At 71.8% G+C, this 22,052-nt stretch carries 26 protein-coding genes; 16 read left to right on the forward strand and 10 right to left on the reverse strand.

Annotated elements, in window-relative coordinates:
* Positions 1 to 11 precede the first annotated feature (11 nt).
* The 8 genes from ACIBVQ_RS32755 (at position 12) to ACIBVQ_RS32790 (ending at position 7,265) form a co-directional block, all read left to right on the forward strand.
* The gene (locus tag ACIBVQ_RS32755; protein ID WP_352013055.1) at positions 12 to 551 is read left to right on the forward strand and encodes an FxsA family protein; all 540 of its coding nucleotides are present in this window, start codon (positions 12 to 14) and stop codon (positions 549 to 551) included.
* A gap of 261 nt (positions 552 to 812) precedes the next feature.
* Positions 813 to 950 carry a putative ATP-grasp target RiPP gene (locus tag ACIBVQ_RS32760; RefSeq protein WP_352013054.1) on the forward strand — a complete coding sequence of 46 codons (138 nt, stop codon included), beginning with the start codon at positions 813 to 815 and terminating at the stop codon, positions 948 to 950.
* 127 nt (positions 951 to 1,077) lie between these two features.
* Positions 1,078 to 2,085: an MvdC/MvdD family ATP grasp protein gene (locus ACIBVQ_RS32765; RefSeq protein ID WP_399182222.1), complete on the forward strand. Its 1,008-nt coding sequence runs from the start codon at positions 1,078 to 1,080 to the stop codon at positions 2,083 to 2,085.
* Positions 2,082 to 3,083 (forward strand): TIGR04500 family putative peptide maturation system protein, encoded by a 1,002-nt coding sequence (locus ACIBVQ_RS32770; protein ID WP_399182224.1) that lies wholly within the window; start codon positions 2,082 to 2,084, stop codon positions 3,081 to 3,083. The genes ACIBVQ_RS32765 and ACIBVQ_RS32770 overlap by 4 nt, the downstream gene beginning before the upstream one ends.
* Positions 3,068 to 3,265, forward strand: a complete 198-nt coding sequence (locus tag ACIBVQ_RS32775; protein WP_352013051.1) for a hypothetical protein — start codon at positions 3,068 to 3,070, stop codon at positions 3,263 to 3,265. The genes ACIBVQ_RS32770 and ACIBVQ_RS32775 overlap by 16 nt, the downstream gene beginning before the upstream one ends.
* Positions 3,262 to 5,409, forward strand: coding sequence for a peptidase domain-containing ABC transporter (locus ACIBVQ_RS32780; protein WP_352013050.1), 2,148 nt, complete (start codon positions 3,262 to 3,264; stop codon positions 5,407 to 5,409). Before ACIBVQ_RS32775 ends, ACIBVQ_RS32780 begins: the two co-directional genes overlap by 4 nt.
* 114 nt (positions 5,410 to 5,523) lie before the next feature.
* Positions 5,524 to 6,663 carry an NAD(P)/FAD-dependent oxidoreductase gene (locus tag ACIBVQ_RS32785; RefSeq protein WP_399182226.1) on the forward strand — a complete coding sequence of 380 codons (1,140 nt, stop codon included), beginning with the start codon at positions 5,524 to 5,526 and terminating at the stop codon, positions 6,661 to 6,663.
* 62 nt (positions 6,664 to 6,725) lie between these two features.
* Positions 6,726 to 7,265: a GNAT family N-acetyltransferase gene (locus tag ACIBVQ_RS32790; protein WP_399182228.1), complete on the forward strand. Its 540-nt coding sequence runs from the start codon at positions 6,726 to 6,728 to the stop codon at positions 7,263 to 7,265.
* A 153-nt stretch (positions 7,266 to 7,418) separates the two neighbouring features.
* Here the strand turns inward: ACIBVQ_RS32790 and ACIBVQ_RS32795 are convergent, their stop codons facing one another.
* Positions 7,419 to 7,985, reverse strand: coding sequence for a snapalysin family zinc-dependent metalloprotease (locus ACIBVQ_RS32795; protein WP_399182230.1), 567 nt, complete (start codon positions 7,983 to 7,985; stop codon positions 7,419 to 7,421).
* A 64-nt stretch (positions 7,986 to 8,049) separates the two neighbouring features.
* Positions 8,050 to 9,162 (reverse strand): S1 family peptidase, encoded by a 1,113-nt coding sequence (locus ACIBVQ_RS32800; protein ID WP_399182233.1) that lies wholly within the window; start codon positions 9,160 to 9,162, stop codon positions 8,050 to 8,052.
* A gap of 575 nt (positions 9,163 to 9,737) precedes the next feature.
* Here ACIBVQ_RS32800 and ACIBVQ_RS32805 point away from each other — a divergent pair.
* The gene (locus tag ACIBVQ_RS32805) at positions 9,738 to 9,905 is read left to right on the forward strand and encodes a hypothetical protein (RefSeq protein ID WP_362777501.1); all 168 of its coding nucleotides are present in this window, start codon (positions 9,738 to 9,740) and stop codon (positions 9,903 to 9,905) included.
* Positions 9,906 to 9,927: 22 nt separating this feature from the next.
* Here the strand turns inward: ACIBVQ_RS32805 and ACIBVQ_RS32810 are convergent, their stop codons facing one another.
* A complete protein-coding gene (locus tag ACIBVQ_RS32810; protein WP_362915797.1) occupies positions 9,928 to 10,893 on the reverse strand; it encodes a TIGR03557 family F420-dependent LLM class oxidoreductase in 966 nt (321 codons plus the stop codon).
* Positions 10,894 to 11,047: 154 nt separating this feature from the next.
* Here ACIBVQ_RS32810 and ACIBVQ_RS32815 point away from each other — a divergent pair, with 154 nt between their 5' ends.
* Positions 11,048 to 11,491, forward strand: a complete 444-nt coding sequence (locus ACIBVQ_RS32815) for a hypothetical protein (protein WP_352013043.1) — start codon at positions 11,048 to 11,050, stop codon at positions 11,489 to 11,491.
* Between the two features lie 7 nt (positions 11,492 to 11,498).
* Here ACIBVQ_RS32815 and ACIBVQ_RS32820 read toward each other — a convergent pair whose 3' ends face one another.
* From ACIBVQ_RS32820 to ACIBVQ_RS32830, 3 genes are all read right to left on the reverse strand, one after another.
* Positions 11,499 to 11,813 carry a glyoxalase/bleomycin resistance/dioxygenase family protein gene (locus ACIBVQ_RS32820; RefSeq protein WP_362915795.1) on the reverse strand — a complete coding sequence of 105 codons (315 nt, stop codon included), beginning with the start codon at positions 11,811 to 11,813 and terminating at the stop codon, positions 11,499 to 11,501.
* Between the two features lie 133 nt (positions 11,814 to 11,946).
* Positions 11,947 to 13,290, reverse strand: coding sequence for an NADP-specific glutamate dehydrogenase (gene gdhA / locus ACIBVQ_RS32825; protein ID WP_399182236.1), 1,344 nt, complete (start codon positions 13,288 to 13,290; stop codon positions 11,947 to 11,949).
* A gap of 134 nt (positions 13,291 to 13,424) precedes the next feature.
* The gene (locus tag ACIBVQ_RS32830) at positions 13,425 to 14,381 is read right to left on the reverse strand and encodes a zinc-binding alcohol dehydrogenase family protein (protein WP_399182238.1); all 957 of its coding nucleotides are present in this window, start codon (positions 14,379 to 14,381) and stop codon (positions 13,425 to 13,427) included.
* Positions 14,382 to 14,505: 124 nt separating this feature from the next.
* On the opposite strand from ACIBVQ_RS32830, the gene ACIBVQ_RS32835 reads away from it, so the two are divergent.
* Entirely contained in the window at positions 14,506 to 15,393 is an 888-nt protein-coding gene (locus ACIBVQ_RS32835) for a LysR family transcriptional regulator (protein WP_352013039.1), read from the forward strand.
* A 3-nt stretch (positions 15,394 to 15,396) separates the two neighbouring features.
* Here ACIBVQ_RS32835 and ACIBVQ_RS32840 read toward each other — a convergent pair whose 3' ends face one another.
* Together ACIBVQ_RS32840 and ACIBVQ_RS32845 are read right to left on the reverse strand one after the other, a co-directional pair.
* Entirely contained in the window at positions 15,397 to 16,131 is a 735-nt protein-coding gene (locus ACIBVQ_RS32840) for a DUF3152 domain-containing protein (RefSeq protein WP_399182240.1), read from the reverse strand.
* Positions 16,132 to 16,300: 169 nt separating this feature from the next.
* On the reverse strand, positions 16,301 to 16,870 hold the full coding sequence (locus ACIBVQ_RS32845) for a hypothetical protein (protein WP_399182242.1): 570 nt from the start codon (positions 16,868 to 16,870) through the stop codon (positions 16,301 to 16,303).
* 384 nt (positions 16,871 to 17,254) lie between these two features.
* On the opposite strand from ACIBVQ_RS32845, the gene ACIBVQ_RS32850 reads away from it, so the two are divergent.
* Positions 17,255 to 18,424, forward strand: coding sequence for a sensor histidine kinase (locus ACIBVQ_RS32850; protein WP_399182244.1), 1,170 nt, complete (start codon positions 17,255 to 17,257; stop codon positions 18,422 to 18,424).
* Positions 18,421 to 19,116 carry a response regulator transcription factor gene (locus ACIBVQ_RS32855; RefSeq protein WP_352013035.1) on the forward strand — a complete coding sequence of 232 codons (696 nt, stop codon included), beginning with the start codon at positions 18,421 to 18,423 and terminating at the stop codon, positions 19,114 to 19,116. Before ACIBVQ_RS32850 ends, ACIBVQ_RS32855 begins: the two co-directional genes overlap by 4 nt.
* 9 nt (positions 19,117 to 19,125) lie before the next feature.
* Here the strand turns inward: ACIBVQ_RS32855 and ACIBVQ_RS32860 are convergent, their stop codons facing one another.
* Together ACIBVQ_RS32860 and ACIBVQ_RS32865 are read right to left on the reverse strand one after the other, a co-directional pair.
* The gene (locus ACIBVQ_RS32860; RefSeq protein WP_352013034.1) at positions 19,126 to 19,326 is read right to left on the reverse strand and encodes a DUF5302 domain-containing protein; all 201 of its coding nucleotides are present in this window, start codon (positions 19,324 to 19,326) and stop codon (positions 19,126 to 19,128) included.
* A gap of 59 nt (positions 19,327 to 19,385) precedes the next feature.
* Complete coding sequence (locus ACIBVQ_RS32865; RefSeq protein ID WP_352013033.1) at positions 19,386 to 19,568, reverse strand: hypothetical protein; 183 nt, start codon at positions 19,566 to 19,568, stop codon at positions 19,386 to 19,388.
* A gap of 84 nt (positions 19,569 to 19,652) precedes the next feature.
* Between ACIBVQ_RS32865 and ACIBVQ_RS32870 the strand changes: the two genes are divergently transcribed.
* From ACIBVQ_RS32870 to ACIBVQ_RS32880, 3 genes are all read left to right on the forward strand, one after another.
* Positions 19,653 to 20,099: a MarR family transcriptional regulator gene (locus tag ACIBVQ_RS32870; protein ID WP_352013032.1), complete on the forward strand. Its 447-nt coding sequence runs from the start codon at positions 19,653 to 19,655 to the stop codon at positions 20,097 to 20,099.
* 28 nt (positions 20,100 to 20,127) lie between these two features.
* Positions 20,128 to 20,352 carry an HGxxPAAW family protein gene (locus ACIBVQ_RS32875; protein WP_352013031.1) on the forward strand — a complete coding sequence of 75 codons (225 nt, stop codon included), beginning with the start codon at positions 20,128 to 20,130 and terminating at the stop codon, positions 20,350 to 20,352.
* 205 nt (positions 20,353 to 20,557) lie between these two features.
* Positions 20,558 to 21,892, forward strand: a complete 1,335-nt coding sequence (locus ACIBVQ_RS32880) for a cation:dicarboxylate symporter family transporter (protein ID WP_399182247.1) — start codon at positions 20,558 to 20,560, stop codon at positions 21,890 to 21,892.
* The last annotated feature ends 160 nt before the right edge of the window (positions 21,893 to 22,052 follow it).

The following is a 22,052-nucleotide window of genomic DNA, read 5'->3' on the forward strand; positions in this document are numbered from 1 at the left end:
GAGTCGAGGAAATGATGCGCTCTGTGCTGCTCCTGTTCTTCCTGGCGGTCCCGGTCCTGGAGGTCTGGGTGCTCATCCAGGTCGGCCAGGTCATCGGCGGCTGGCCCACGGTCCTTCTCCTGCTCGCGGGCAGCCTGCTGGGCGCCTGGATCGTCCGCAGGGAGGGCCGCAGGGCCTGGCGGAACCTGCAGGGCGCGCTGCAGAGCGGCCGGATGCCCGAGCGTGAGCTGGCCGACGGCGCCATGATCGTCGCGGGTGGCGGGCTCTTGCTCTTCCCCGGCCTCGTCACCGACGTGGCGGCCCTGCTGTTCCTCCTGCCCTTCACCAGGCCGCTGGTGCGCAGGTTCGGCGCCCGGTTCCTGGCCCGCAGGGTCGACGCGCTCGCCAGGACGGTCCCCGGCGCGGGCTCGCCGTTCGGCGACGTCCCGGGCTTCCCCTTCGGAGAGGCCCGGGCACCGGGCTCCGGCCCCGTCATCCACGGCGAGGTCATCCGTGAGGAGCCCGGCGCGCCGGGTCCACGTGAGGGCCGGCGCGGCCTCACCGAGCACTGAGGCCGCTCCTCCACAGACGGCAGGCCCGCCCCGCGAACCAGACTCGCGGGGCGGGCCCTTTTCGTGTACCGGGGCCCTTCCCCGGGACACGAAAAGGGCCCGCGCGAGGGTTTCCACGGCCGGTTCTGCCGTGCCGACCGGCGGCTCCAGTCGTTCACAAGTCATCCGCCAGGTGATCACAAGCGGAGGTTCATAGCGTTCTCTCCGTAAGCACGACAGGCCGGGACGACAAGCCCGGCACGGCAAGAAAGGGGGGGGCTGATGAAGGGCAAGATCAGCCTTGAGGACCTCGCGCTCGAAGGCGCGGAGCTGTCGGAGGCCGAGCTGGGTGAGGTGTCCGGTGGACGCTGGCACGTGACCTGGTACACCAAGGGCAAGCCCGCCGAGTGGGAGGTCTGATAGGCGGCGGGGCGGGCACACCCGTTCCGCCGCGCTGACCTGAACCGCCGGCCGGGCTCTCGCCCGGCCGGCGGTTTCGCGTTACGAGTCCCGATCTTTCTGTGACGAGTCCCATGACGAGGGCGACGTGATCCTGATTCTGAGCGACCGCGAGGACGAGGCGGTCGAGATGGTGCTCGCCGGGCTGAGGCGGCGTGGGGCGCCGGTCACCTGGTGGGACCCGGGCGACTTCCCGGCGCGCGGCCGCCTCACCGTGGCGTTCGACGGGACATCCGGCGGGCGGGGACACCGCGTCGTGCTCGACCCCGGGACGGGTGAGGCTCCCCTTGACCTGGCCGAGGTGCGCGCGGTGTGGCGGCGGCGCCCCAACCCGCCCACGCCGGCGGCGACCGTCACCGATCCCTCCCACCGCCGTCACGCGGTCGGCCAGGCGCGGTTCCTGCTCGACGGCGCGTGGGAGCTCACGCCCGCCCGGTGGATGCCCGCGCGCGGGGAGACCGAGCGCAGGGCGCACAACAAGATCGTGCACATGGCGCGCGCGACGGCCCTCGGCTTCCAGGTGCCGGAGACCGTCTACACCAACGACCCGTTCGAGCTGGTCCCCGCCTACGAGCGGGCCGGCGGTCGTCTCGTCGCCAAGCAGATCGACTCGGGGGAGTTCAGCCTCGACGGGGCCGACCACCGCGCCTACACCACCGTCCTGACCCGGCGCCATCTCACCTCACGCCACCGCCTCGGGCACGAGCCGGTCATCCTCCAGCCGTACGTCCCCAAGGCGGTCGAGCTGCGGGTGATCGTGGTCGGCGAGCGGGTCTTCGCCGCCGAGATCGACTCACAGGCCTCGCGCACGGCGAGGGACGACTGGCGGCACTACGACGACGACCGGGTGCGCTACGCCGCGCACCGGCTTCCCGGCGAGACGGAGCGCAGGTGCGCGGACCTGGTCGCCTCGCTCGGCCTGTCCTACGGCGCGATCGACCTCATCCTCACCCCGGAGGGGGAGTACGTGTTCCTTGAGATCAATCCCAACGGCGCCTGGGGGTTCGTCGAGCAGCGCACCGGGCTGCCCGTCGCCGACGCGATCGCCGACTGGCTCGCCGCCGCCGAGGCGGCGGGGACGGGGGCCGGGCGATGAGCACCGACTTCGCGGCCGCGCTCGAATCCGGAGTGCGGCTGCTGCGCGGCCTGCCCCGCCGTCGCGCCCACGTCGAGGAGGCCAGGCGGACGGTGGCCGGATGGGCGCTGGAACACCCGGACCTTCGGGCCCAGCTCGTCGTCGACGAACGGCCCGGCACCCCCGTGGTCGACTTCGACCTCCTGGTCGAGGACCCGCAGGGCGGTACGGTGGCCCTCACCGTCCAGGCCGAGGACGGCGTGCCCTGGCTGGTCGACCACTCGACGCACTGGGCGGCGGGCCAGCTCGTCAGCGTCGACGACGTCCACCTGTCGGTCGCCCAGGCGCTGACCATGATCAAGTCACTGTCCCGTCGTGACGCGACGCCGCACGACGAGATCGTCGACCAGTGCCTGATCCTCAACGAGGTCGGCAAGGAGACGGAGCCGGTCGCCACGGAGGACCTGCAGGCCGCGGCCGACGAGTTCCGCAGGGGCCGGGGACTGTACGACCGGGCCACGACGCTGGCCTGGCTGACCGAGATGGGCATGACGCCCGAGCAGTTCGAGACCTACATCGGCGGCATCGCCAGGCGCAGGGCCTTCCGGCGCCGCAAGGAGGCCGAGCTGGGCGCCGCCCGTCTCGCGGCCGATCCCCGGGCGTTCGACCTGGTGCGCGTGGTCTGGGTCACCGGGCAGGAGAACGCCGTCGCGGCCCGCGCGGGGGACCTCGCGCGCGTCCACGACGGGGGGCTCGCCGCCCTCGCGGCGGCCGGGGACGTCGAGACGACGATCGCGGAACGCCCGGCCGTCGAGCTCCCCGAGCCGCTGCGTGACGTGGCGCAGGGGGCGACGGCCGGGCCCGTGCCGTACGGCGGGGCCTGGCTGGCCGGGACGGTGCTGGCCCGGCAGGAGGCCCGTGCGGACGAGCGGACACTGGCCGTCGCGGGACGGGTCGCGTTCTCGGAATGGCTGGCCGGGCGCCGCGCCCAGGCCACGGTCGAATGGCACTGGTCGTGAGCGACGGCATCTACCGGGAGGAGTCCCTGCGCCGCTACCGGAGCAGGGCCAGGCGTGAGGACGTCCCGCTGACGGTGGGAACGGGCAGGCTGGTCGCGCTCTGGGCGGTCGTCGTGCTGCTGCTGGTCACGGCGGGCGTGTTCGCCCTGATGCTGTCGGAGCGGATGGGGGGCGGGACGTGAGACGCGTGCCCGTCGTACTGCAGAACACCGCGACCGAGTGCGGGGCCGCCTGCCTGGCGATGGTCCTGTCCTACCACGGCAGGCGCGTCTCCCTGCAGGAGATCAGCGACCGGCTCCAGATCGGCAGGGACGGCCTCAGCGCCAAGGCGCTGCGGGAGGGGGCCGTGGAGTGCGGCCTGAAGTCGCGGGCCTTCTCGCTGGCCCCGGCCGACCTGGCACGGGTACCGATGCCCGCGATCGTGCACTGGGAGTTCAAGCACTTCGTGGTCGTCGAGCGCTGGGCGCCGGACCGGGTCGACGTCGTCGATCCCGGGCTGGGCCGCCGCAGGCTCACCGCCGAGGAGTTCGACGAGGGCTTCACCGGCGTGCTGCTGGCCTTCGAACCGGGACCCGGTTTCGAGAAAGGCCGGTCGAGCGCGGGTGCCGCCTGGCGCCGCCGGTTCGTCCGGGCGCTGCTGGCCCGCAGGAAGGGCCTGCTCGCCCAGGTGGTCCTGGCCTCCCTGCTGCTGCAGCTCCTCGGCCTCGCGCTGCCGTTCTTCTCCGAGGCGCTGGTCGACCGGGTGCTGCCCTCCGGGGCGCGTGACCTGCTCCCGCTGATCGGTGTCGGGCTGGTGCTGGCCGCCGCGACCCAGCTCGCGGTCGGCTATCTCCGCTCGGTCCTGCTGGTGGCGATCAGGGCGAGCGCGGACGCCGAACTGACCGGCGGGGTGGTCTCCCATCTGGTCGCCCTGCCGTACCGCTATTTCGCGTTGCGCGGCAAGGGCGACCTGATGACGCGCGCGGGCAGCGTGGCGGTACTGCGTGACATGCTCACCGGGCAGGTCCTGTCGGCGCTGCTCGACGGGCCGCTCGCTCTGGGTTACATGGTCCTCGTCTTCGGCTGGGACGCGGTCATGGGGCTGTGCCTGCTCGGCTTCGCCGCGGCGCAGGTGCTGTTGCTGCTGGTCACGGCGCGTAAGGTCAGCCGCCTCACCCAGGAGGAGCTCAACGCCTTCTCCGCGACGCAGAGCCAGCTCATCCAGGCCATCGGCGGCATCGAGACGCTGAAGGCGTCGGGGGCCGAGCACCGGGCGGTCGAGCAGTGGTCGAGGCACTTCACCACCCAGCTCAACGCCGACATGCGGGGCGGCCTGGCCCAGGGGCTCCTGGAGGCCGCGCTCGGCACCCTGCGCCTGCTGGCCCCGCTCGCGCTGCTGTGGATCGGGGCGTGGCGGGTGCTCGACGGAGAGCTGACCCTGGGCGCGCTGCTCGCGCTCAACGCCCTGGCGGGCGCCGCCCTGACCCCTCTCGGCTCGCTGATGGCGAGCCTGCAGGGCCTCCAGCAGGCGGGGGCGCACTTCGACCGGCTGTCCGACATCCTCGCCTCGGAGCCCGAGCAGGCCGCGGGCATCGAGGTGCTCAGGCTGCGCGGGTCGATCGAGCTGCACGGGGTGGGCTTCCGGCACGATCCCCGGGGGCCGTGGACGCTGCGCGGCATCTCGGTCTCGATCAGCCCGGGGCAGAAGGTCGCCCTGGTCGGTCCCTCGGGGGCGGGCAAGAGCACCCTGGCCAGGTTGCTGCTCGCCCTGCACACCCCCTCGGAGGGGCGGGTCAGCTACGACGGGGTGCCGCTGTCGGAGCTCAACCTCCGTTCGCTGCGGCGCCAGTTCGGCGTGGTCACCCAGGAGCCGTCGCTGTTCACCGGGTCGATCAGGGAGAACATCGCGCTCAACGCCCCGGACGCGCCGATGGAGCGGATCGTGCAGGCCGCCGAGCTGGCCTGCCTGCACGAGGAGATCTGCGCGATGCCCATGGGGTACGAGACGGTCCTCATGGAGGGAGGCGGCCTGTCGGGCGGTCAGCGGCAGCGGCTCGCGCTCGCCCGCGCGCTGCTCTCCCGGCCGAGGATCCTGCTGCTCGACGAGGCGACCAGCAATCTCGACAGCACGACGGAGGCGCGGATCGAGGCCAACCTCGGCTGGCTCACCCAGACGCGCATCGTGATCGCCCACCGGCTGAGCACCGTGAAGGACGCCGATCTCATCCTGGTGGTCGACCAGGGCGGGATCGTGGAGCGGGGCACCCATGAGGGCCTGGTGGCCAGGGGTGGACGCTACGCCGCCCTGATCGCCGCGCAGACCGAGAAGGCGGACGTCACGGGCTGATCCCGTACGGCCTCCGTTTACCGTGTCCCGGTTGGGAGATGCCCGAAAACCCGGTTTTCCTATCGCTTAGATGGGTATTTTTGGGGACAAAACCTGGTTTGAGGATGTGGTGGTGTGTCGTACGACGTCGGGATCATCGGAGCCGGAGTCCACGGGGTCAGCGCGGCCTTCCACCTCGCGCGCAGGGGCCTCTCGACCGCCGTGTTCGACCGGAGCACCCCGGCCTCGGGGCCGACAGGGCGTTCGGGGGGCATCTGCCGGGCCTACTACACCGACGCCTTCCTCGCCGAGGTCGCCCGTGAGGGCATCGCGTTCCTTGCGGACTTCGGCGAGCGGACGGGCGGGGGACAGTCGGGCTTCCGCCGTACCGGGGCGTTCTACCTGCACGGGCCCGGCGACGTCCCGGCGGCGCGCCAGGCGGCGGCGCGGCTGGGACCCGGTGCGGAGATCGTCGGCCCCGAGGCCCTGCCCCACCTGGACACCGAGGGAGTCGCCGTCGCCGTGTGGGAGCCGGAGGCCGGTTACGCCGACCCCTTCGCCACCACGCTCGGCCTGGCCGAGGCGGCGCGCGGACACGGGGCGGAGCTCCACCTCAACCGGCCCGTGGTCGCCGTCGAGGAGGGCGCGCGAGGGGTGACCGTCACGACGGCCGACGGCGGCACGCACCACCTGGGCGCGCTGCTGGTGGCCGCGGGGCCGTGGACGGCGCCGCTGCTGCGGCCCCTCGGCGTCGATCTTCCGCTGACCGTGGAACGGCACGTCGTCGCGATCATGGAGCACGACCCCGCCGACACGGCGGAGCTCGTGCCGTACGTGCTGATCGACGTCGCCGGAGGCCACTACTCGACCCCGCAGCCCCGCACGCAGTACCTCGTCGGCGGCGTGGTGGCCGCCTCTCCGGCCGACCCCGACGACTTCGATCGCACGGCGGCCCCCGAGGAGAGGGCCGGGCTCGCCGCCGCCGCGGCCAGGCGCTCCCCCGCCCGCCGCAGGGCCCTGCCCGCCGGGGGGTGGGCCTCGCTGTACGACGTCAGCCCCGACTGGCAGCCGGTGACGGGGCGGGTCACGGAACACGTCTACGTCGACGCCGGGACCAGCGGTCACGGGTTCAAGCTCGCCCCCGCCTGGGGGGAGCACGTGGCCAGGCTCGTCCTCGGCGAGGCCGACCCCCGGCTCGCGGCCTTCGCGCCGTCCAGGTTCGCGAGCGGGACCGGGCTGGCGGCGGGCTTCGGGGCCGCCAGGATCCTGGGCTGAGGGAGCGGGGCCGCCAGGGGTCCGGGACGGGGGGCGGAATACCCTCGACCGGTGAGAGTCCCGTGAGCGACAGGCCCCGTGAACGAGAGGCAGGCAAGGCCACCATGACCGCATGCGCGGACGGAACCGATGTCGTCGAGGTCAGGGCGGTCGGCTGGGACGACGCCGCGGCCGTCGCGTTGCGCGGGGCGATGACGGAGGAGATGGGGGCGAGATACGCCGACCGGGTGGCCGGCAACCCCGACTACCTGCCCCGCGGCATGAACGTCGAGGCGGAAACCGTGGTCTACACCGGGGTCGCCTACGCCGGGGCCGACCTCGCCGTCGGCCACGTCGCGCTGCGCAGGCTCGGCGACGACCTGGAGCTCAAGCGGATGTTCGTCGCGCCCTCCCACCGGGGGACGGGCGTGGCCCGCGCGCTGATCGCCGCCGCCGAGGAGGCCGCCCGCGCGCTCGGCGCGCCGAGGATCGTCCTGCAGACCGGTGACCGCCAGCCGGACGCCGTGCGGCTGTACGAGCGGGAGGGGTACACCGCCATCCCGCTCTACGCGCCCTACGAGCGGCTCGCCGGTTCCCACTGCTTCGAGAAGCTCCTGCGCTGAGCCTCAGCCGGGCCTCAGCCGGGCCTCGGGTGAGGCCCGGTCACGGCGGCGGCCGGTACGGCGGAGCGCTCCGCCGTACCGGCCGTGTGACGTTCGTGTCCCGGCGGGCGGGACCCGGTGGGGGTCCCGCCCGCGGGTTCACCCGTGGGCCCGTTACCGCGCCAGGGCCTCCGGGCTGTTGACGTAGACCCTGCCGAAGTCGACGAGCGGGGTGAAGCCCCCGAAGTTACGCTCGACCTGGGCCTTCTCGGTCGCGTTCGGGTAGGGGTTGGTGCAGCCGGTGCCCGCGCTCGCGCCGGACATCAGGTCCGAGCACAGGCCGGTGCGCCGGTCGGGCAGCCCCAGGATGTGACCGATCTCGTGGGTGGCGATGCGCAGCGGGTTGTGGCCCTCGGAGGTGGCCTGCCTGCCCATCCAGACCGTGCCGCGGCCGAGGCTGGTCGGCTGGGCCCGGGGCCAGCCGTAGTCCGCGTACACGACGAAGTCGGCCGGGCTGCCTGCGACCAGCCGCACGCCGGTGACGCTGGAGTTCCACACCTGTGCCGCCTGGTCGATCGCGGAGCGGAACTCCGCGGCCCGGCTGGCGTCGTACCTGAGCACCCGTACGGCCACCGCCTCACCGGGAGTCGCCTGCGCCGTCCCCGCCTGCGCGGGGGAGACGGTCGCGAGGAAGGCGAGCCCGAGGACGAAGCCGACGGCCAGGCGCATGATTCTCAACACTTCGCTGATCTCCTCTGTCTGGGGGGTGGCTCGTGGGGACGAGCCGGGGAGGGGAGGAGAACGGTCAGCCGACCTTGAGGGTCAGCCCGTAGGTCTGCAGGATCTCGTTGACGGGCTGGAAGTAGGTCGTGCCGCCCGAGCTGCAGTTGCCCGAGCCGCCGGAGGTGACGCCCTGCGCCTGGCTGCCCGAGATGAACGAGCCGCCCGAGTCGCCGGGCTCGGCGCAGACGTTGGTGCGGGTCACCTGGTAGACCGTGCCCTGGGAGTAGGTGACGGAGGTGTTGTGCTGCTGGATGGTCCCGCAGCGCCAGCCGGTGGTCGAGCCGGAGCGGCAGACGGAGGCGCCGACCGTGGCCTGGGTCGAGCCCTTGACGATGACGTTGGTGCCGCCCGACCTCACCCACGGCTGGGGCGTGGAGCCGGGGGTGGAGACCCAGGCGTAGTCGTTGCCGGGGAACGAGGAGCCCTGGAAGGTGCCCGACGGACTGCTGGTGGTCTGGCCCGTCCTGCCGCAGTGGCCCGCGGTGACGAAGCCGGGGGTGCTTCCCTTGGTGACGGTGAATCCGATGCTGCACCGGCTGCCGCTGCCGATGTAGTACGGGTCGCCTCCCCTGATGTTGGCGTAGGTCTGCGGCTGCTCCGCGGAGACCTGGACCCGTACGGCGTCGCCGCCGACCCCGGCGGCCGACAGCAGGGCCTCGCCCGCCTCCCGCTGGCCGGCGACCACGACGACGCTGTTGGTCGGCAGGTCCACGTACCACAGGGAGGCGCCCGCCCGGGCCTGGGCGGGCGCCTGGTCCAGGCGTGCCTTGAGCGCGTCGAGCTGGGCCAGGGAGCGGCCGACGACCACGGGCTGGGCGCCCTTGGCCTTGATGGCGGAGACCGCGGTCGCGTCGCTGGTGGCGACGAGGAGCTGGGTGGCGTCGGCGTTGAGCCAGGCGCCGGCGTATCCGTCGCCGAGGGTCGTGCTCAGGAGGGCCTCGGTGCTCGCCGCGCGGGCCTCGTTGGCCAGCCGGGTGACGGCCTGTTCCGCGGTGAGGCCGAGGTCGCGCTGGAGTGCCTCGATCATCGAGGGGGCGGGCTGCGCGGCCGGTTGGGCGGTGGCGGGGGAGACGGTGGCCACCACACAGAGGGCGGCGACGGCGGCGCCGGACAGGAGAGAACGCTTACTCAACATATGCACTCCTTGTGAGGGGTGCTGTCAAAGTATTTGTCAGGGCATGACTGAGCAATGTGGCAAAAACTCCCTACCGCAGTGGTATGACGTCACCGCGTTATGACCCCTGCTCAGCGGGGGCAGGCAGCGCCATCCGCGTGCCTTCTGGGCCCGATCGGCGGCCTGGTGCGGACGGCGCGGCCCCGGCGAGGTAAGGCTCGCCGGGACCGGCCCGGGTCTGGCGGGACGAGCCGTCCCCCCGAGGGCTGCCCGTCTCGCCGTCGTCCTCCTCCCACCGTCCGCGAGGAGTCCGCGAACGTCTCTCCGCGGGGTGAGGCGACCGAAACGGCGAACGTGTGATCGCCGCCGGTTGTTCCCGCGCGGGGCGATTCCCGGACGAGCCTCGGGCGGAAAACAGGGCTATATCACCCGATGGGTGATGATTCCTGACAACGATCACGTGGGGGAGCGTCAAACCGCCGGTCCTGGGCCAGGCGGAACCCCCGGGATAGATTGCTTGACTCACGGATTCCACGGACTCCGCGCCCGGCACAGTCCAGGGCGTTCCGTCCGGCGGTCACAGGAGGATGCGCGCGATGACCCACCAGCCTGCCGAGGACGGCGAAATCGGGCTGGAAGAGGAGTCGCCGCTCCCGCGGCGTCTCGAAGCGCCCCGCTGCCCGCAGACCGAGTCGGGACGCCGGTGCGTCCTGCCCGTCGACCACGAGCTAGGGCACGTCTACCCGCACCGCAAGGCCGGCTGACCGGTCAGCCGGTCAAAGCCGTCTACAGCCGCCGCAGTGCGGGCAGCAGCTCCCTGGCCGACCAGTCGAGGAACTCCCGCTGGTGTTCGTGACCGATCTGGACCAGCGCGACGTGGGTGAAGCCCGCCTCGGTGTAGCGGCGCACCGCCTCGACGACCGCGTCCACGTCCGGGCCGCACGGCACCTTCCCGGCCACGTCCTCGGGGCGTACGGTCTGCGCGGCGGCGGCGAAGTTGACCGGAGCGGGCAGCTCGGCCATCACCTTCCAGCCCGCGACCGACCAGCGCCACAGCCGGTGGGCCCGCTCCTTGGCCGCCTCGGCGTCCCGGTCGTAGGAGAGGGCGAGCTGGCCGTAGACCGGCTTGCCCCGCCCTCCGGCGGCGGAGAAAAGGCCGACCAGCTCCGCGTCGGGGTCGACCGCGACGAGCGCGTCGCCGTACTCGGCGGCGATCTCCCCCGAGCGGCCGCCCGAGGCGGCGATCGCGATCGGCACGGGATCGCCGGGCAGGTCGAACAACCTGGCCGAGTCGACGTCGAAGTACTCGCCGTGATAGGTCGTGTAACGCCCCTCGAACAGCGCCTTGATGATCTCCACGGCCTCGCGGAACATCTCGTGCCGGGTGTCGGCGGGGGGCCACCCCTCGCCGATCACGTGTTCGTTGAGGTTCTCGCCCGCGCCCAGGCCGAGCGTGAAACGCCCCCCGGTCAGCGCCCCCATCGTGGCGGCCTTCTGCGCCACGACCGCAGGGTGGTAACGCATGATCGGGCAGGTCACGTACGTCATCAGCGGCAGCCGTTCGGTGGCGCGCGCCGCCGCGCCGAGCACCGACCAGGCGTACGGCGAGTGCCCCATCTCCTCAAGCCACGGGAAGTAGTGGTCGGAGATGACCGCGTAGTCGAACCCCGCCCGTTCGGCCTCGGCGACGTCGTCGACGAGCTGCCCGGGGGGAGTCTGCTCGCACATCATCGTGTAACCGATCTCCACCATGTCCGGGTCCCTACCCGCCTCTTTCACGAGACTCGCCGGAAAGGAGGAGATCTGGGCGTTCTTTGCCGTACGCCGGGCCGGCGCCCCGTCGAATAGCATGTGACCGCGCCTGAACGGCGGGCCATCAGGACGAGAAGGACGGAACGGGTCTTCCATGTTCGACGACAAGACACAGGAGACCCTCAGGCGCCTGCTCGACCTCGCCGGGCACCCCTCGACCCCGGAGCCGGAGCGGGCGCTGGCGGTGGCGAGGATCAGGGCGCTCGTCATGGTCCCCGAGGGAGACGCCAGACGCGCGCCGGTCACCACGGCCATGGACGCCGACATCCTCAGGAGGATCAGGCCGCTGGTCCGCGGGGTCGAGGAGGACACGGTCGAGGAGGTCCACGGCGACCTGTACGCCTTCGGCACCCGCCACCGGGTGATCGGCGAGGTCGCCGACGAGATGGCCCGCGCGCTCGAACGCTGGAGCGAGGTCGTCCCGGAGCGGCGGCACCGTCACGAGGAGGCGGTGCGCACGGCCGCCACGAAGCTCACCTATCTCCTGGAGCGTCGTGACCTGCTGCGCAGGCCCGGGTGGCGCGCCCGCACGCGTTAGGCGGCGTTCAGACCGGGGGGACGCGCACCTCGACCGTCCTGCCGTCCGGGTCGTGGAACAGGTGACGGCCGGGGGTGAGCGCGGTGCCGTCCAGGGTCAGGCCGGGATCGACGGTGAACCCGAGGCGCAGCGCGCCGGTCGTGCGACGCGGTGACGACGGATAGATCTCGAAGACGGTCCCGTCGTCGAGCACCGCGGCGTAGTGCGCCGGCCCCGTCCCGTGCCGTTCACCCCGGAGTTCGAGTCCGAGGGAGGCGTAGAAGGCGCGACAGGCCTCCAGAGCGGGGGTGTAGATCACGATCAGGGTGGATCTGGGTGCCATGCCGTCTCCTCGCGGGGTCGAACGCTGGACCGGATGTGAGGGGCGGGTCTCGTCGGCACCGACCAGGCTGTCGGACGCCGTTGTCAGAACAGCCGGTCAAGGCGGCCAGGTGGATCGGCCAGGTGGGGGATCGTCAGATCAGGCCGAGGGAGAGCATCGCGTCCGCGACCCTCTTGAACCCGTCGATGTTGGCGCCGGCCACGTAGTCGCCCGGCATGCCGTACTCGGCGGCGGTGTTCAGGCAGCGGGAGTGGATGTCCCGCATGATCTGCTGCAGGCGGTTCTCGGAGAACTCGAAGGTCCACGAGTCGCGGCTGGCGTTCTGCTGCATTTCGAGGGCGCTGGTCGCGACCCCGCCCGCGTTGGCGGCCTTGCCCGGGCCGAAGGCGACGCCCGCCTCCTGGAAGATGCGGATGCCCTCCGGCGTGGTGGGCATGTTGGCGCCCTCGCCGACGGCGACGCAGCCGTTGCCGACGAGCAGCCCGGCGTCGCGGCCGGTGATCTCGTTCTGGGTCGCCGAGGGCATCGCCACCTCGCAGGGCACCTCCCAGATGCTCCTGCCGGAGACGAAGACGGCCTGGGAACCCCTGCGCTCGGCGTAGACGTTCATCCGCTGGCGCTCGACCTGCTTGACCTGCTTGAGCAGGTCGAGGTCGATGCCCTTCTCGTCGACGACGTAGCCGGAGGAGTCGGAGCAGGCGACCACGACGCCGCCGAGCTGCCGGATCTTCTCGATCGTGTAGACGGCGACGTTGCCGGACCCGGAGACCACGACGCGCTTGCCGTCGAACGACGTGCCACGGGCCTTCAGCATCTCGTCGACGAAGAAGGCGCAGCCGTACCCGGTGGCCTCGGTGCGCACCTGCGCGCCGCCGTAGCTGAGTCCCTTGCCGGTGATGACGCCGGACTCGTAGCGGTTGGTGATGCGCTTGTACTGGCCGAACAGGTAGCCGACCTCGCGTCCGCCGACGCCGATGTCACCGGCGGGCACGTCGGTGTACTCACCGATGTGGCGGTACAGCTCCGTCATGAAGCTCTGGCAGAAGCGCATGATCTCGCGCTCGGAGCGGCCCTTGGGGTCGAAGTCGGAGCCGCCCTTGCCGCCGCCGATCGGCAGGCCGGTCAGGCTGTTCTTGAAGATCTGCTCGAAGCCGAGGAACTTGACGATGCCGAGGTAGACGGACGGGTGGAAGCGCAGCCCGCCCTTGTAGGGGCCGAGGGCGCTGTTGAACTCGACCCGGAAGCCCCGGTTGATGTGGACCTCGCCCCGGTCGTCCTCCCACGGGACCCGGAAGATGATCTGCCGCTCCGGCTCGCAGATCCGCTCGATGATCTTCGAATCGGCGTACTCGGGGTGCTTGCCGAGCACCGGGCCGATGCTCTCCAGGACCTCACGGACGGCCTGGTGGAACTCGATCTCGCCCGGGTTACGCCGGAGCACGTTCTCGTAGATCGACGACAGTCGTTCGTGCAGCATCAGATTTGTCCCCTGCCCTTCGTAGGCGCATTCCTGCGCCCCACCTTAGGGGGAGGTGTCCGGAGCGTCCGAATCGGCCTCCCTGGGTACGCGACCGCCACCCGCTCCGTGGGCGGCGGTCACGCCCGGGGCCCTCAGGGGCGCAGGACGATCTTCCCCGTCGTACGGCGGGCCAGAAGGTCCTCGATCGCCGTCCTGGCGTCGGAGAGCGCGTACTCGCCGCCCGCGATCGGCCGGATGCGGCGGGTCCCGGTGAGTTCGAGCAGTTCGCTGAGCTGCGCCTGGTAGCCCCCCGGCCTGGCGAGCACCGGCCGGATCCAGAAGCCCGCGACCGAGATGTTGGCCTCCAGCAGGCGGCCGACGTCGACCGGGCTCGGGTCCCGGTGCGAGGCGGTGCCGTAGCTGATCAGGCGGCCGAACTCGGCGACCGCGCCGAGCGCGGCGTCGAAGACCTCACCGCCGACCGCGTCCAGGATCACGTCGGCGCGCTCACCCAGGTTGGCCTCGATCACCCGCTCCGCGTAACCCTCGGCCGAACCGTCGACGGCCGCGTCCGCGCCCAGGCTCAGCGCCAGTTCGCGCTTCTCCGGGGTTGAGGCGGTCGCGATCACCCTGCCCGCGCCCAGTTCCCTGGCGAGCTGGACCGCGAGGTGGCCGACGCCGCCGGCGGCCGAGTTCACCACGACGCTCTCGCCCTTGCGGACCCGCGCCGCCGTGCCCAGCAGGTGCCAGGCGGTCAGGCCCTGCACCAGCAGCGCGAGGGCCTCGCCCGCGACGGCCTCGCCCGCGACGGCCTCCTCGGGCAGGTCGACGACGTCATCCAGCTTGATCAGGGCCTTGCTCGCGTAGGCCTGCCTGGCCAGGCCCATGACACGGCGGCCGTCCGAGGTCCGTCCCACGACCTCGCTGCCGGGGATGAACGGCAGGTCAGGGGAGAGGTAGGTCCCGGCGATCCGCTCGGCGTCGGCGTAGTTCACCCCCGCGGCCTCGACGTCCACCAGGATCTCGTCCGGGCCGGGAACCGGGTCGGGCACCTCGGACTCGACCAGCGTCTCGGGACCGCCGAGCCGGGTGATCTGGATGGCGCGCATGAATGTCCTCTGGTTCGTCGGTTGGTTGTGCCGGTCAGCGTAGGAAGCGCCACGAACGGGAACCAGGGGCCCGGGTTCATGAGATCGTTTTTTCCATGAGAGGCCTTCATATAACGTCTGCGACGTGACCAACGAGGATCTGACGCCAAGTGAACTGCGCGTTCTGGTCGCCGTCGAGAGCCGGCACGGTTTCTCCGCGGCCGCGGTCGAGCTCGGTCTCACCCAGTCCGCGGTCTCCCATGCCGTGAGGGCCGCCGAACGCAAGATGGGCACGGTGCTGTTCCGGCGCGGGCGCAACGGAGCACGGCCGACGGCGGCGGGGGCGGCGGCCGTCGGACACGCCCGGCGCATCCTGCGGCTCATGGACGTCATGAAGGCGGAGACGCACGCGGCCTCCGCGGGGGAGACGACCGGGACCATCAGGGTCGCGGCCTTCCGCAGCGCGGCCTTCCACCTGCTGCCCATCGTGCTCGCGCGCTTCGCCAGGCGCTACCCGAAGGTCACGGTCGACGTCCGCATCGTGCCGGAGCTCGGCAGGGGCATCGCCGGGGAGGTGCTGGACGGCCGGGCCGATCTCGGCATCGCCACGCTTCCCTCCCGGGTCGACGGGCTGGTCGGCCGTGACCTGTTCGCCGAGCCGTACGTGCTGGCCTATCCCGCCGGGCACCCCTGCCCGCGCAGCCTGCCGATGATCGACTGGCACGAGAACTGCTCGGCCGAGACCAGGCTGTGGCTGGCCAGGCAGGCCTGGATCCCGCCGGGCGACATCCAGGTCGAGGACGACGGCGTCGTGGTCTCCATGGTGGGCTACGGCCTCGGCGCCGCCATCGTGCCGAGGCTGACCCTCGTGGACGCGCCGCCGAAGGTCGCGATGGAGAAGCTCGGCGAGGACCCGCCGATGCGGCACGTCGGCTACGTCGCCACCTCGGAGATGCTCGGCTCCGCCGTCGTCCGCGACCTGGTCGGCGAGTTGCGGGCCCACTGCGCGGAACGGTTCGCCGCGGTGGGCTGAGCCTCAGCGCCCCGGGGAGGGCCAGGCGTTGGGGCGGCAGCCGTACAGGGACTTGGTCTGCTGGAGCATCACCGGGGCCCGCCTGCCCGGCCCCGGGCAGCGCGCGTGCCCGTGGCCGAGCCCGTGTCCGACCTCGTGGTTGACGACGTACTCGCGGTAGGAGGCGACGTCACGGCCGTAGCCCCGCGCGCCCGCGTTCCAGCGCCTGGCGTTGATGACCGCGCGCCCGTGGTTCCAGCACGACAGCGCGCCGAAGGTGATCAACGGCCTGCACATGCGGTCGGTCATCGCGGGGCTGGACAGCGAGACCCTGATCCGTGCCGGGCCGCGCCGTACCCGCTGGAACCGGAACCCCCAGCTCCTGCGGTCGTTGAGAACGCGGTGCACCTCGTCGGCGAACTCCTGTCCGTCGAAGGGCAGCCCGCGCTCGACCTCGACGACGTACCGGATCACCTTGCCCGCCCGGCGTCCTCGGGGCGGCGGGGGCGGGGCGGCCTCACTCGCGACGACGCGGTAGCGGCCCCCGGCCGAGGCGGGCACGGAGACCCGCGCGGGCTGGCGGCGTCCGTTGGCCAGCAGGAACGTCCGCTCGGGATCCGTACGGCGCGCGGACTCGGTCGGCGTGGGGGGAGGCGTGGGGGTCGGGGACGGGACAGGGGTCGCCTCCGGGGCCGCCGCTCCGTCCGCCAGGGGAGGGGCGGGCTCGTCGCGGTCCGGGACGGGGTGACCGGTCAGCACGGCGCCGCTCCCGATCGCGAGCGTGGCCGAGATGCCGACGGCAAGAGCCCACAAAAAGGGCTTACGCTCGCTAAGCCTGATGTTCCTCGACATAGGCCGTAAACCATATTACCCATCGGCGTCCCGATCACCTCGGAAGGCGGAAGCCGCCGGGGCCCCGGAGAGGCCGTCACTCGGTCCTCGCGGCACCCGCCCACGTCGCCGCCGACAGCCACGTCAGTGACGCGCAGCCCAGCAGGTGGACCACGCCGGTAAGCAGTGTGTCGGGCAGCGGCGCCAGTACGGCGAGCAGCGGCAGGAAGAACCCGTAGCCCGCGGCGGCGGGCCAGGGCAGCACCCGGGCTCTGAGCATCGAGAGGCCGAACAGGGCGACCCCGGTGACGAACACGACGATGGAGCCGAGCAACGCCGGCCTGGCTGGCCCCTCCAGCACCAGGGCGGCCGTGCTCTCGTCAAGGAAGAAGACCACCAGGTTCAGCGAGAACGCGACGCCGGCGAACAGCCCGAGACCCACGACGTTCACCGCGTACGCGATCGCCCCCAGCCGCCCGGCCACGGCACACTGCCGCAGGTGGAACGCGGTGACCGCCGGGGCGGCGAAGGCGGCTCCGATCCCCGCGACGAAGCTCGTCGCGGGTGTCTCGCCGGTGAAGGGCTCGATCGCCCCCGGTATGCCGAGGGAGAGGCCGGTCAGCATCCCGCAGATCGCGCCGAAGCGCAGCAACCAGGAGATGGACATGTGAAGAGCTCCTTTTCGGGTGAGCCGACGGGTTTTCCGCGTGGACCGACGACGCCCGGACGATGTACGGGACGGCTCTGCGGACGAGACGACCGTAGGAACGGCGCGATCCGGCGCGGAAGTGCCGTGGGTACCGGTGAACGCGTCCGGAGGTCATGGTTCGCGGACGCACCGGTGCCGTCCGGCACGTGCCGGACGGCCAATGCGAGGACGGCCGGGGGACGGATGCCCGGTGGCGGCGTACGCTGCCGGAGACGGCCCCTGTCCGGCCGCATCGTGATCGTTCGGAGGTGCGTGATGGCTCCTTCGCGGGCCGCGCCTGTGACGGGCGGGCATGTCCGCGCGGGACGGCGGGGGAGCGGGTTCGCCTGGCCTGTGCCGTGGGTGTCGTCCACGCTCTACGTCTCGGTGCTCGCCGGCGGCGTCTACTACGACGTGGCCGGGGCGGGGCAGGGCGAGCCGGCGCGGACGGCCGTCTTCGCCGGCGGTCTCGTCGCGCTGCTCGTTCTCGACGTCACCGGACGGCACCGCCTCGACGCCAGGCAGCCCGCCAGGTCGGCGCTCGCGCTGCTCGCCGTACGCCTGGGACTGTTCGCCCTGGTCACGCTCTTCGACGGCTCCGGGCTCTCCCGCGCCCTGTTCCTGCTGGTGCCGTTCACGGCGTACTTCGCCTTCGGGCGCAGAGCGGGTGTCACGCTGGGGCTGGCGTGCCTCGGGGTGCTGGTCACGGCGTTCACGTTGACCGCCCCTGGCTGGTACACGCGGGCGGAGTACATCTCGGACCTGCTCATGTTCGCCCTCGGACTGGTCCTCGTCGTCTCGACGGCCGAGGTCGCCGTGGGCGAGCGGGCAGGAAGGGCACGGCTTGAGCTCACCTTGAGGGAGCTTGAGGAGTCCCACCGTCTGCTCACGGCCTACGCCGGTCAGGTCGCCGAGTTGTCCACCGCGATGGAACGGACCCGGCTGGCCAGGGACATCCACGACAGCCTCGGCCACCACCTGACCGTGATCTCCATCCAGTTGGAGAAGGCGTCCGCCTTCCGCGACCTGGACGGCGCCGCAGCCGACCGGGCCCTCGCCGACGCCCGCCGGGCGGCCAGACGCGCCCTTGAGGAGGTGCGCGGGGCGGTGCGGGCGGCACGCGCGCAGACGCGGCACTTCTCGCTGTCGGAGGCTCTCGCCGAGCTGGCGGGCTACGACGACGGCGGGCGTCCGGTGGTCACCCTCGAACTCACCGGCCAGGAGGACGGCTACGGCGCCGCGGAGCTCGCCGCCCTCTACCGGGCCGCACAGGAGTGTCTGACCAACGCCCGCAGGCACGGCGACGCGGACCGCGTGTCGATCTCGGTGACGTTCGGCGAGTCGTCGGCACGGCTTGTCGTCACCGACGACGGAGAGGGTTTCTCCCCGTCGGCGGGGCGGGACGGGTTCGGCCTGCTCGGCATGCGGGAGCGTGCCCGCCTCCTCGGCGGGGCGTTCGACGTCAGGAGCGGCCAGGGAACGGGAACGGTGGTCACCGTGACGATTCCCCGGCGCGTGGAGACCGTCGGATGAGTCACGACGACCTGGGGAACGGGGAAGCCGGTGGAACCGTACGGGTGCTCGTGGTCGACGACCAGGAACTGGTCCGTGAGGGGATCGCCTCCCTGCTCGGCATCCAACCCGGCCTGACCGTGGTCGGGACCGCGAGAGACGGTCAGGAGGCGGTCCGCCGAGCCCTGGAACTCGCGCCGGACGTGGTCCTGATGGACGTCAGGATGCCCGTGGCCGACGGCGTCGAGGCGGTGGCGGTCCTGCGTCAGCGGATGCCCCGCTGCCGCGTCGTCATGCTGACCACCTTCGACGACGAGGAGTACGTTGTGCGGGCGCTAGCGGCGGGCGCGGCGGGCTATCTCCTGAAGGATCTGCCCGCCGCCGACCTCGCCGGTGCCGTCCGGCTGGCCGGCGCCGGCGTCACCCAGCTCGACTCCTCCGTCGCCAGACGGTTGGCGTCCACGCTGGCGTGCGCGAGGGAGGTGCCCACAGCGGTGAAGACGGGGGCGGGTGGGGAAGCGGCCGCGCTGACCGGCCGTGAGGTCGAGGTGCTGCGTCTCGTCGCGGTCGGCGCGACCAACAGGGAGATCGCCTCCCGCCTGTTCCTGAGCGAGGGAACGGTCAAGAACCACATCTCACGAATCCTCGGCAGGCTCGGTCTGCGCGACCGGACCCAGGCCGCTCTCCACGCACGCGATCACGGCCTGATCTGACGAACCGGTTCAGCCGCTCTTGCGGCGGAAGGAACGCTTCCCCGAGACGGGGCCGTGGGCGCCGTGGATCTTCGACGCCCCCTTGCCCCTGCCGCCCGAGGCCGCGTCCCCCTGGGCGGACTTCTTGCGCTCCAGAGCCTCGCGGAACCTGCGCCTGAGCTCGTCGTCGGCGCTTTCGGACCCCTCGGGACCCGGCGTGACGTCGGACATACGGACCTCCTGGATCTGGCCGAGCGGGATCATCATCCTCTCACGGCGGCCGTCCCGGCTCAGTGCACCCCCATGGCCATCAGCACCAGCAGGCCCAGGAGATGACCGACCACGACGAACACGATGACGAAGAGGAAGACGAACCTCGCGGGCCCGTGCTCGAAGTGCTTACCCTCCCGGAGGGCGGGGCGCCCGGCCTGACGCTCGGCGATGCGTTCCTCGATCGTCTTGCCGTGAAACATGGGACTTCCTCTCGTCGCCCACCGGCGGTTGGCACAACAATGATTTGTGCACCAACTATCGTACTGTGAGGGTCGGGAGGTGTCGTGACCGATGTGACCGATGTCCTAAGCCTGGACCGGCAGGTGTGTTTCGCCCTCGCCGTGGCCTCGCGTGCCGTCAACGGTGTGTACCGGCCGCTGCTGCAGCCGATGGGGCTGACCCACCCCCAGTATCTGGTGATGCTGGCCCTGTGGGAGCACGCGCCGCTGTCGGTGAAGGAGCTGAGCAAGCTACTGAGACTCGACCCCGGTACGCTGTCACCGCTCCTCAAGCGTCTTGAGGCGATCGGTTACGTCCGGCGGCAGCGGGACAGCCAGGACGAGCGCGTCCTGCTGGTCACACTCAGCCGGAGGGGCCGGGAACTGAGGAGCGAAGCTGAGAGGATCCCGTCGTCCGTGGTCGAACGCCTGGGTATGCCCCTGGAGGAGCTGCAGGAGCTCCACCGGTCGCTGACCCGTGTGATCGCCGCCGCGAACGACGCGCCTCACTGATCCACGGAGAGGAACAGGAGAAAGGCTCATGGCTGGAAGCCACGGAGGAAGCCCCAAGTCTTGGCTTGCGGTGATCGTCATTCTGATCGGGTTCACCGTCGGCGGTGTGGCCCTGTGCCTGGGCCCCAACTGGACCCTGTTCTGGGTGGGCGCCGGGATCATCGCGGTCGGCGGCGTGATCGCCCTGGTGGTCGACATCTTCTCCGACGTGATCATCGACGCCCCTCGGGTGTCCCAGGACAACCACAGCTGATCGAGACACCGGTTCACCCCCTCCGCGGAGCGTTCTCGGCGGAAGGGGAGGGCTCGGACCCGGCGTCCCACGACCTCTCCGTACGGCCGTGCGGCGGGACGCGAGACGGGTGGGAAAACGCGTAACGGTGACCGACGGTCACCGGATGCGCTCTCATGGTTACCCGGCTGGAGTTTCCGCCGAGGTAACCGGAGGCAGGGCGCCCATGTCGCGCGATCGGACCCGTCACCTTTACGCCGCCGTTCTCCTGGCGACGGCCGCCGGCGCCGTCGTGGGGCTGGTGGCCCCGGAGGCGGCCAGGGCGCTCGCCCCGCTGGGCACCGCCTTCGTCGCGCTGGTCAAGATGATGATCGGCCCCGTCGTGTTCCTCGGCGTAGTGCTCGGTGTGGGGTCGGTCGCGGGTACCGCCAGGGTCGGCCGGATCGGTGGACTGGCGCTCGCCTACTTCCTCGTCATGTCGGTTGTCGCGCTGGCCTTCGGGCTGGCCGCGGGCAACCTGGTCAACCCGGGCCGGGGCCTGCGCCTGGCCGGGGGAGCGCACCCGGCCGCCGCGCCCGCGACGGAGGCGGAGGACCTGACGACCTTCCTGCTCGGGATCATCCCGGACACCCCGGTCTCCGCGTTCACCGAGGGGCGGGTGCTGCAGGTTCTGCTGGTCGCGCTGCTCACCGGTTTCGCCCTGCAGGCCATGGGAGAGCGCGGGGCGGTAACGCTGGCCGTCGCCGGGCACCTGCACGCGCTCGTGCTGCGCGTCCTCTCCATGATCATGTGGGCCGCCCCCGCCGGGGCCCTCGGCGCGACGGCCGCCGTCGTCGGCGCGACCGGCGTGGCCGCGCTCGGGAGTCTCGCCGCCGTGGTGGCCTGCTTCTACGCGACCTGCCTGCTTTTCGTGCTGGCCGTACTGGGGCCGCTGCTGTGGCTGGTCACCAGGATCGGCCTGCTGTCGCTGCTGCGCTATCTCGGCGGGGAACTGCTGCTGGTGCTGTCCACCTCCTCCTCGGAGACCGCGCTGCCCCGCCTGATCGCCAAGCTGGAGCACCTCGGGGTGAGCCGCGCCGTGGCCGGGGTCACGGTGCCGACCGGTTACTCGTTCAACCTGGACGGCACGGCCGTCTATCTGACGATGGCCACCCTGTTCGTCGCGGGCGCCACCGGCGTCTCCCTTCCTGCGGGAGAGCAGGTGTCGCTGCTGGTGTTCATGCTCGTGGCCTCCAAGGGGGCGGCCGGGGTCACCGGGGCGGGCCTGGCGACCCTCGCGGGCGGGCTGCGGGCGCATCGTCCCGACCTGGCCGACGGGGTCGGGCTGCTCGTCGGCGTCGACCGTTTCATGTCGGAGGCCCGCGCGCTGACCAACTTCACGGGCAATGCGGTGGCCGCCGTCCTGGTGGGGGCGTGGACCGGAGGGTTCGACAGGGCGCGCGCCGCGCTGGTGCTGTCCGGGGGCGCGCCGTTCGACGAGGCCGGTGATCGGGCCCCCGCCCGGCCGGAGGATGTGTCCACGGGGCACGAGGCGCTGGAGCGCGACGACAGAGTGGGCTGATCCCACACGGACAATTCACCATCCACCCCACGTCCTTTATAGGTGATATGTCCGAAATGGGGTGTTTTTATGGCATGGGTCGGGGATCATGAGCAGAAGACCTGCCGGACCGTCCTGTCCCGCCTGCCGTACCGGCCTGGGAGAACCGTGGGGAGAGGAC

This window comes from Streptosporangium sp. NPDC049376 (assembly GCF_044466505.1).
GTDB lineage: Bacteria > Actinomycetota > Actinomycetes > Streptosporangiales > Streptosporangiaceae > Streptosporangium.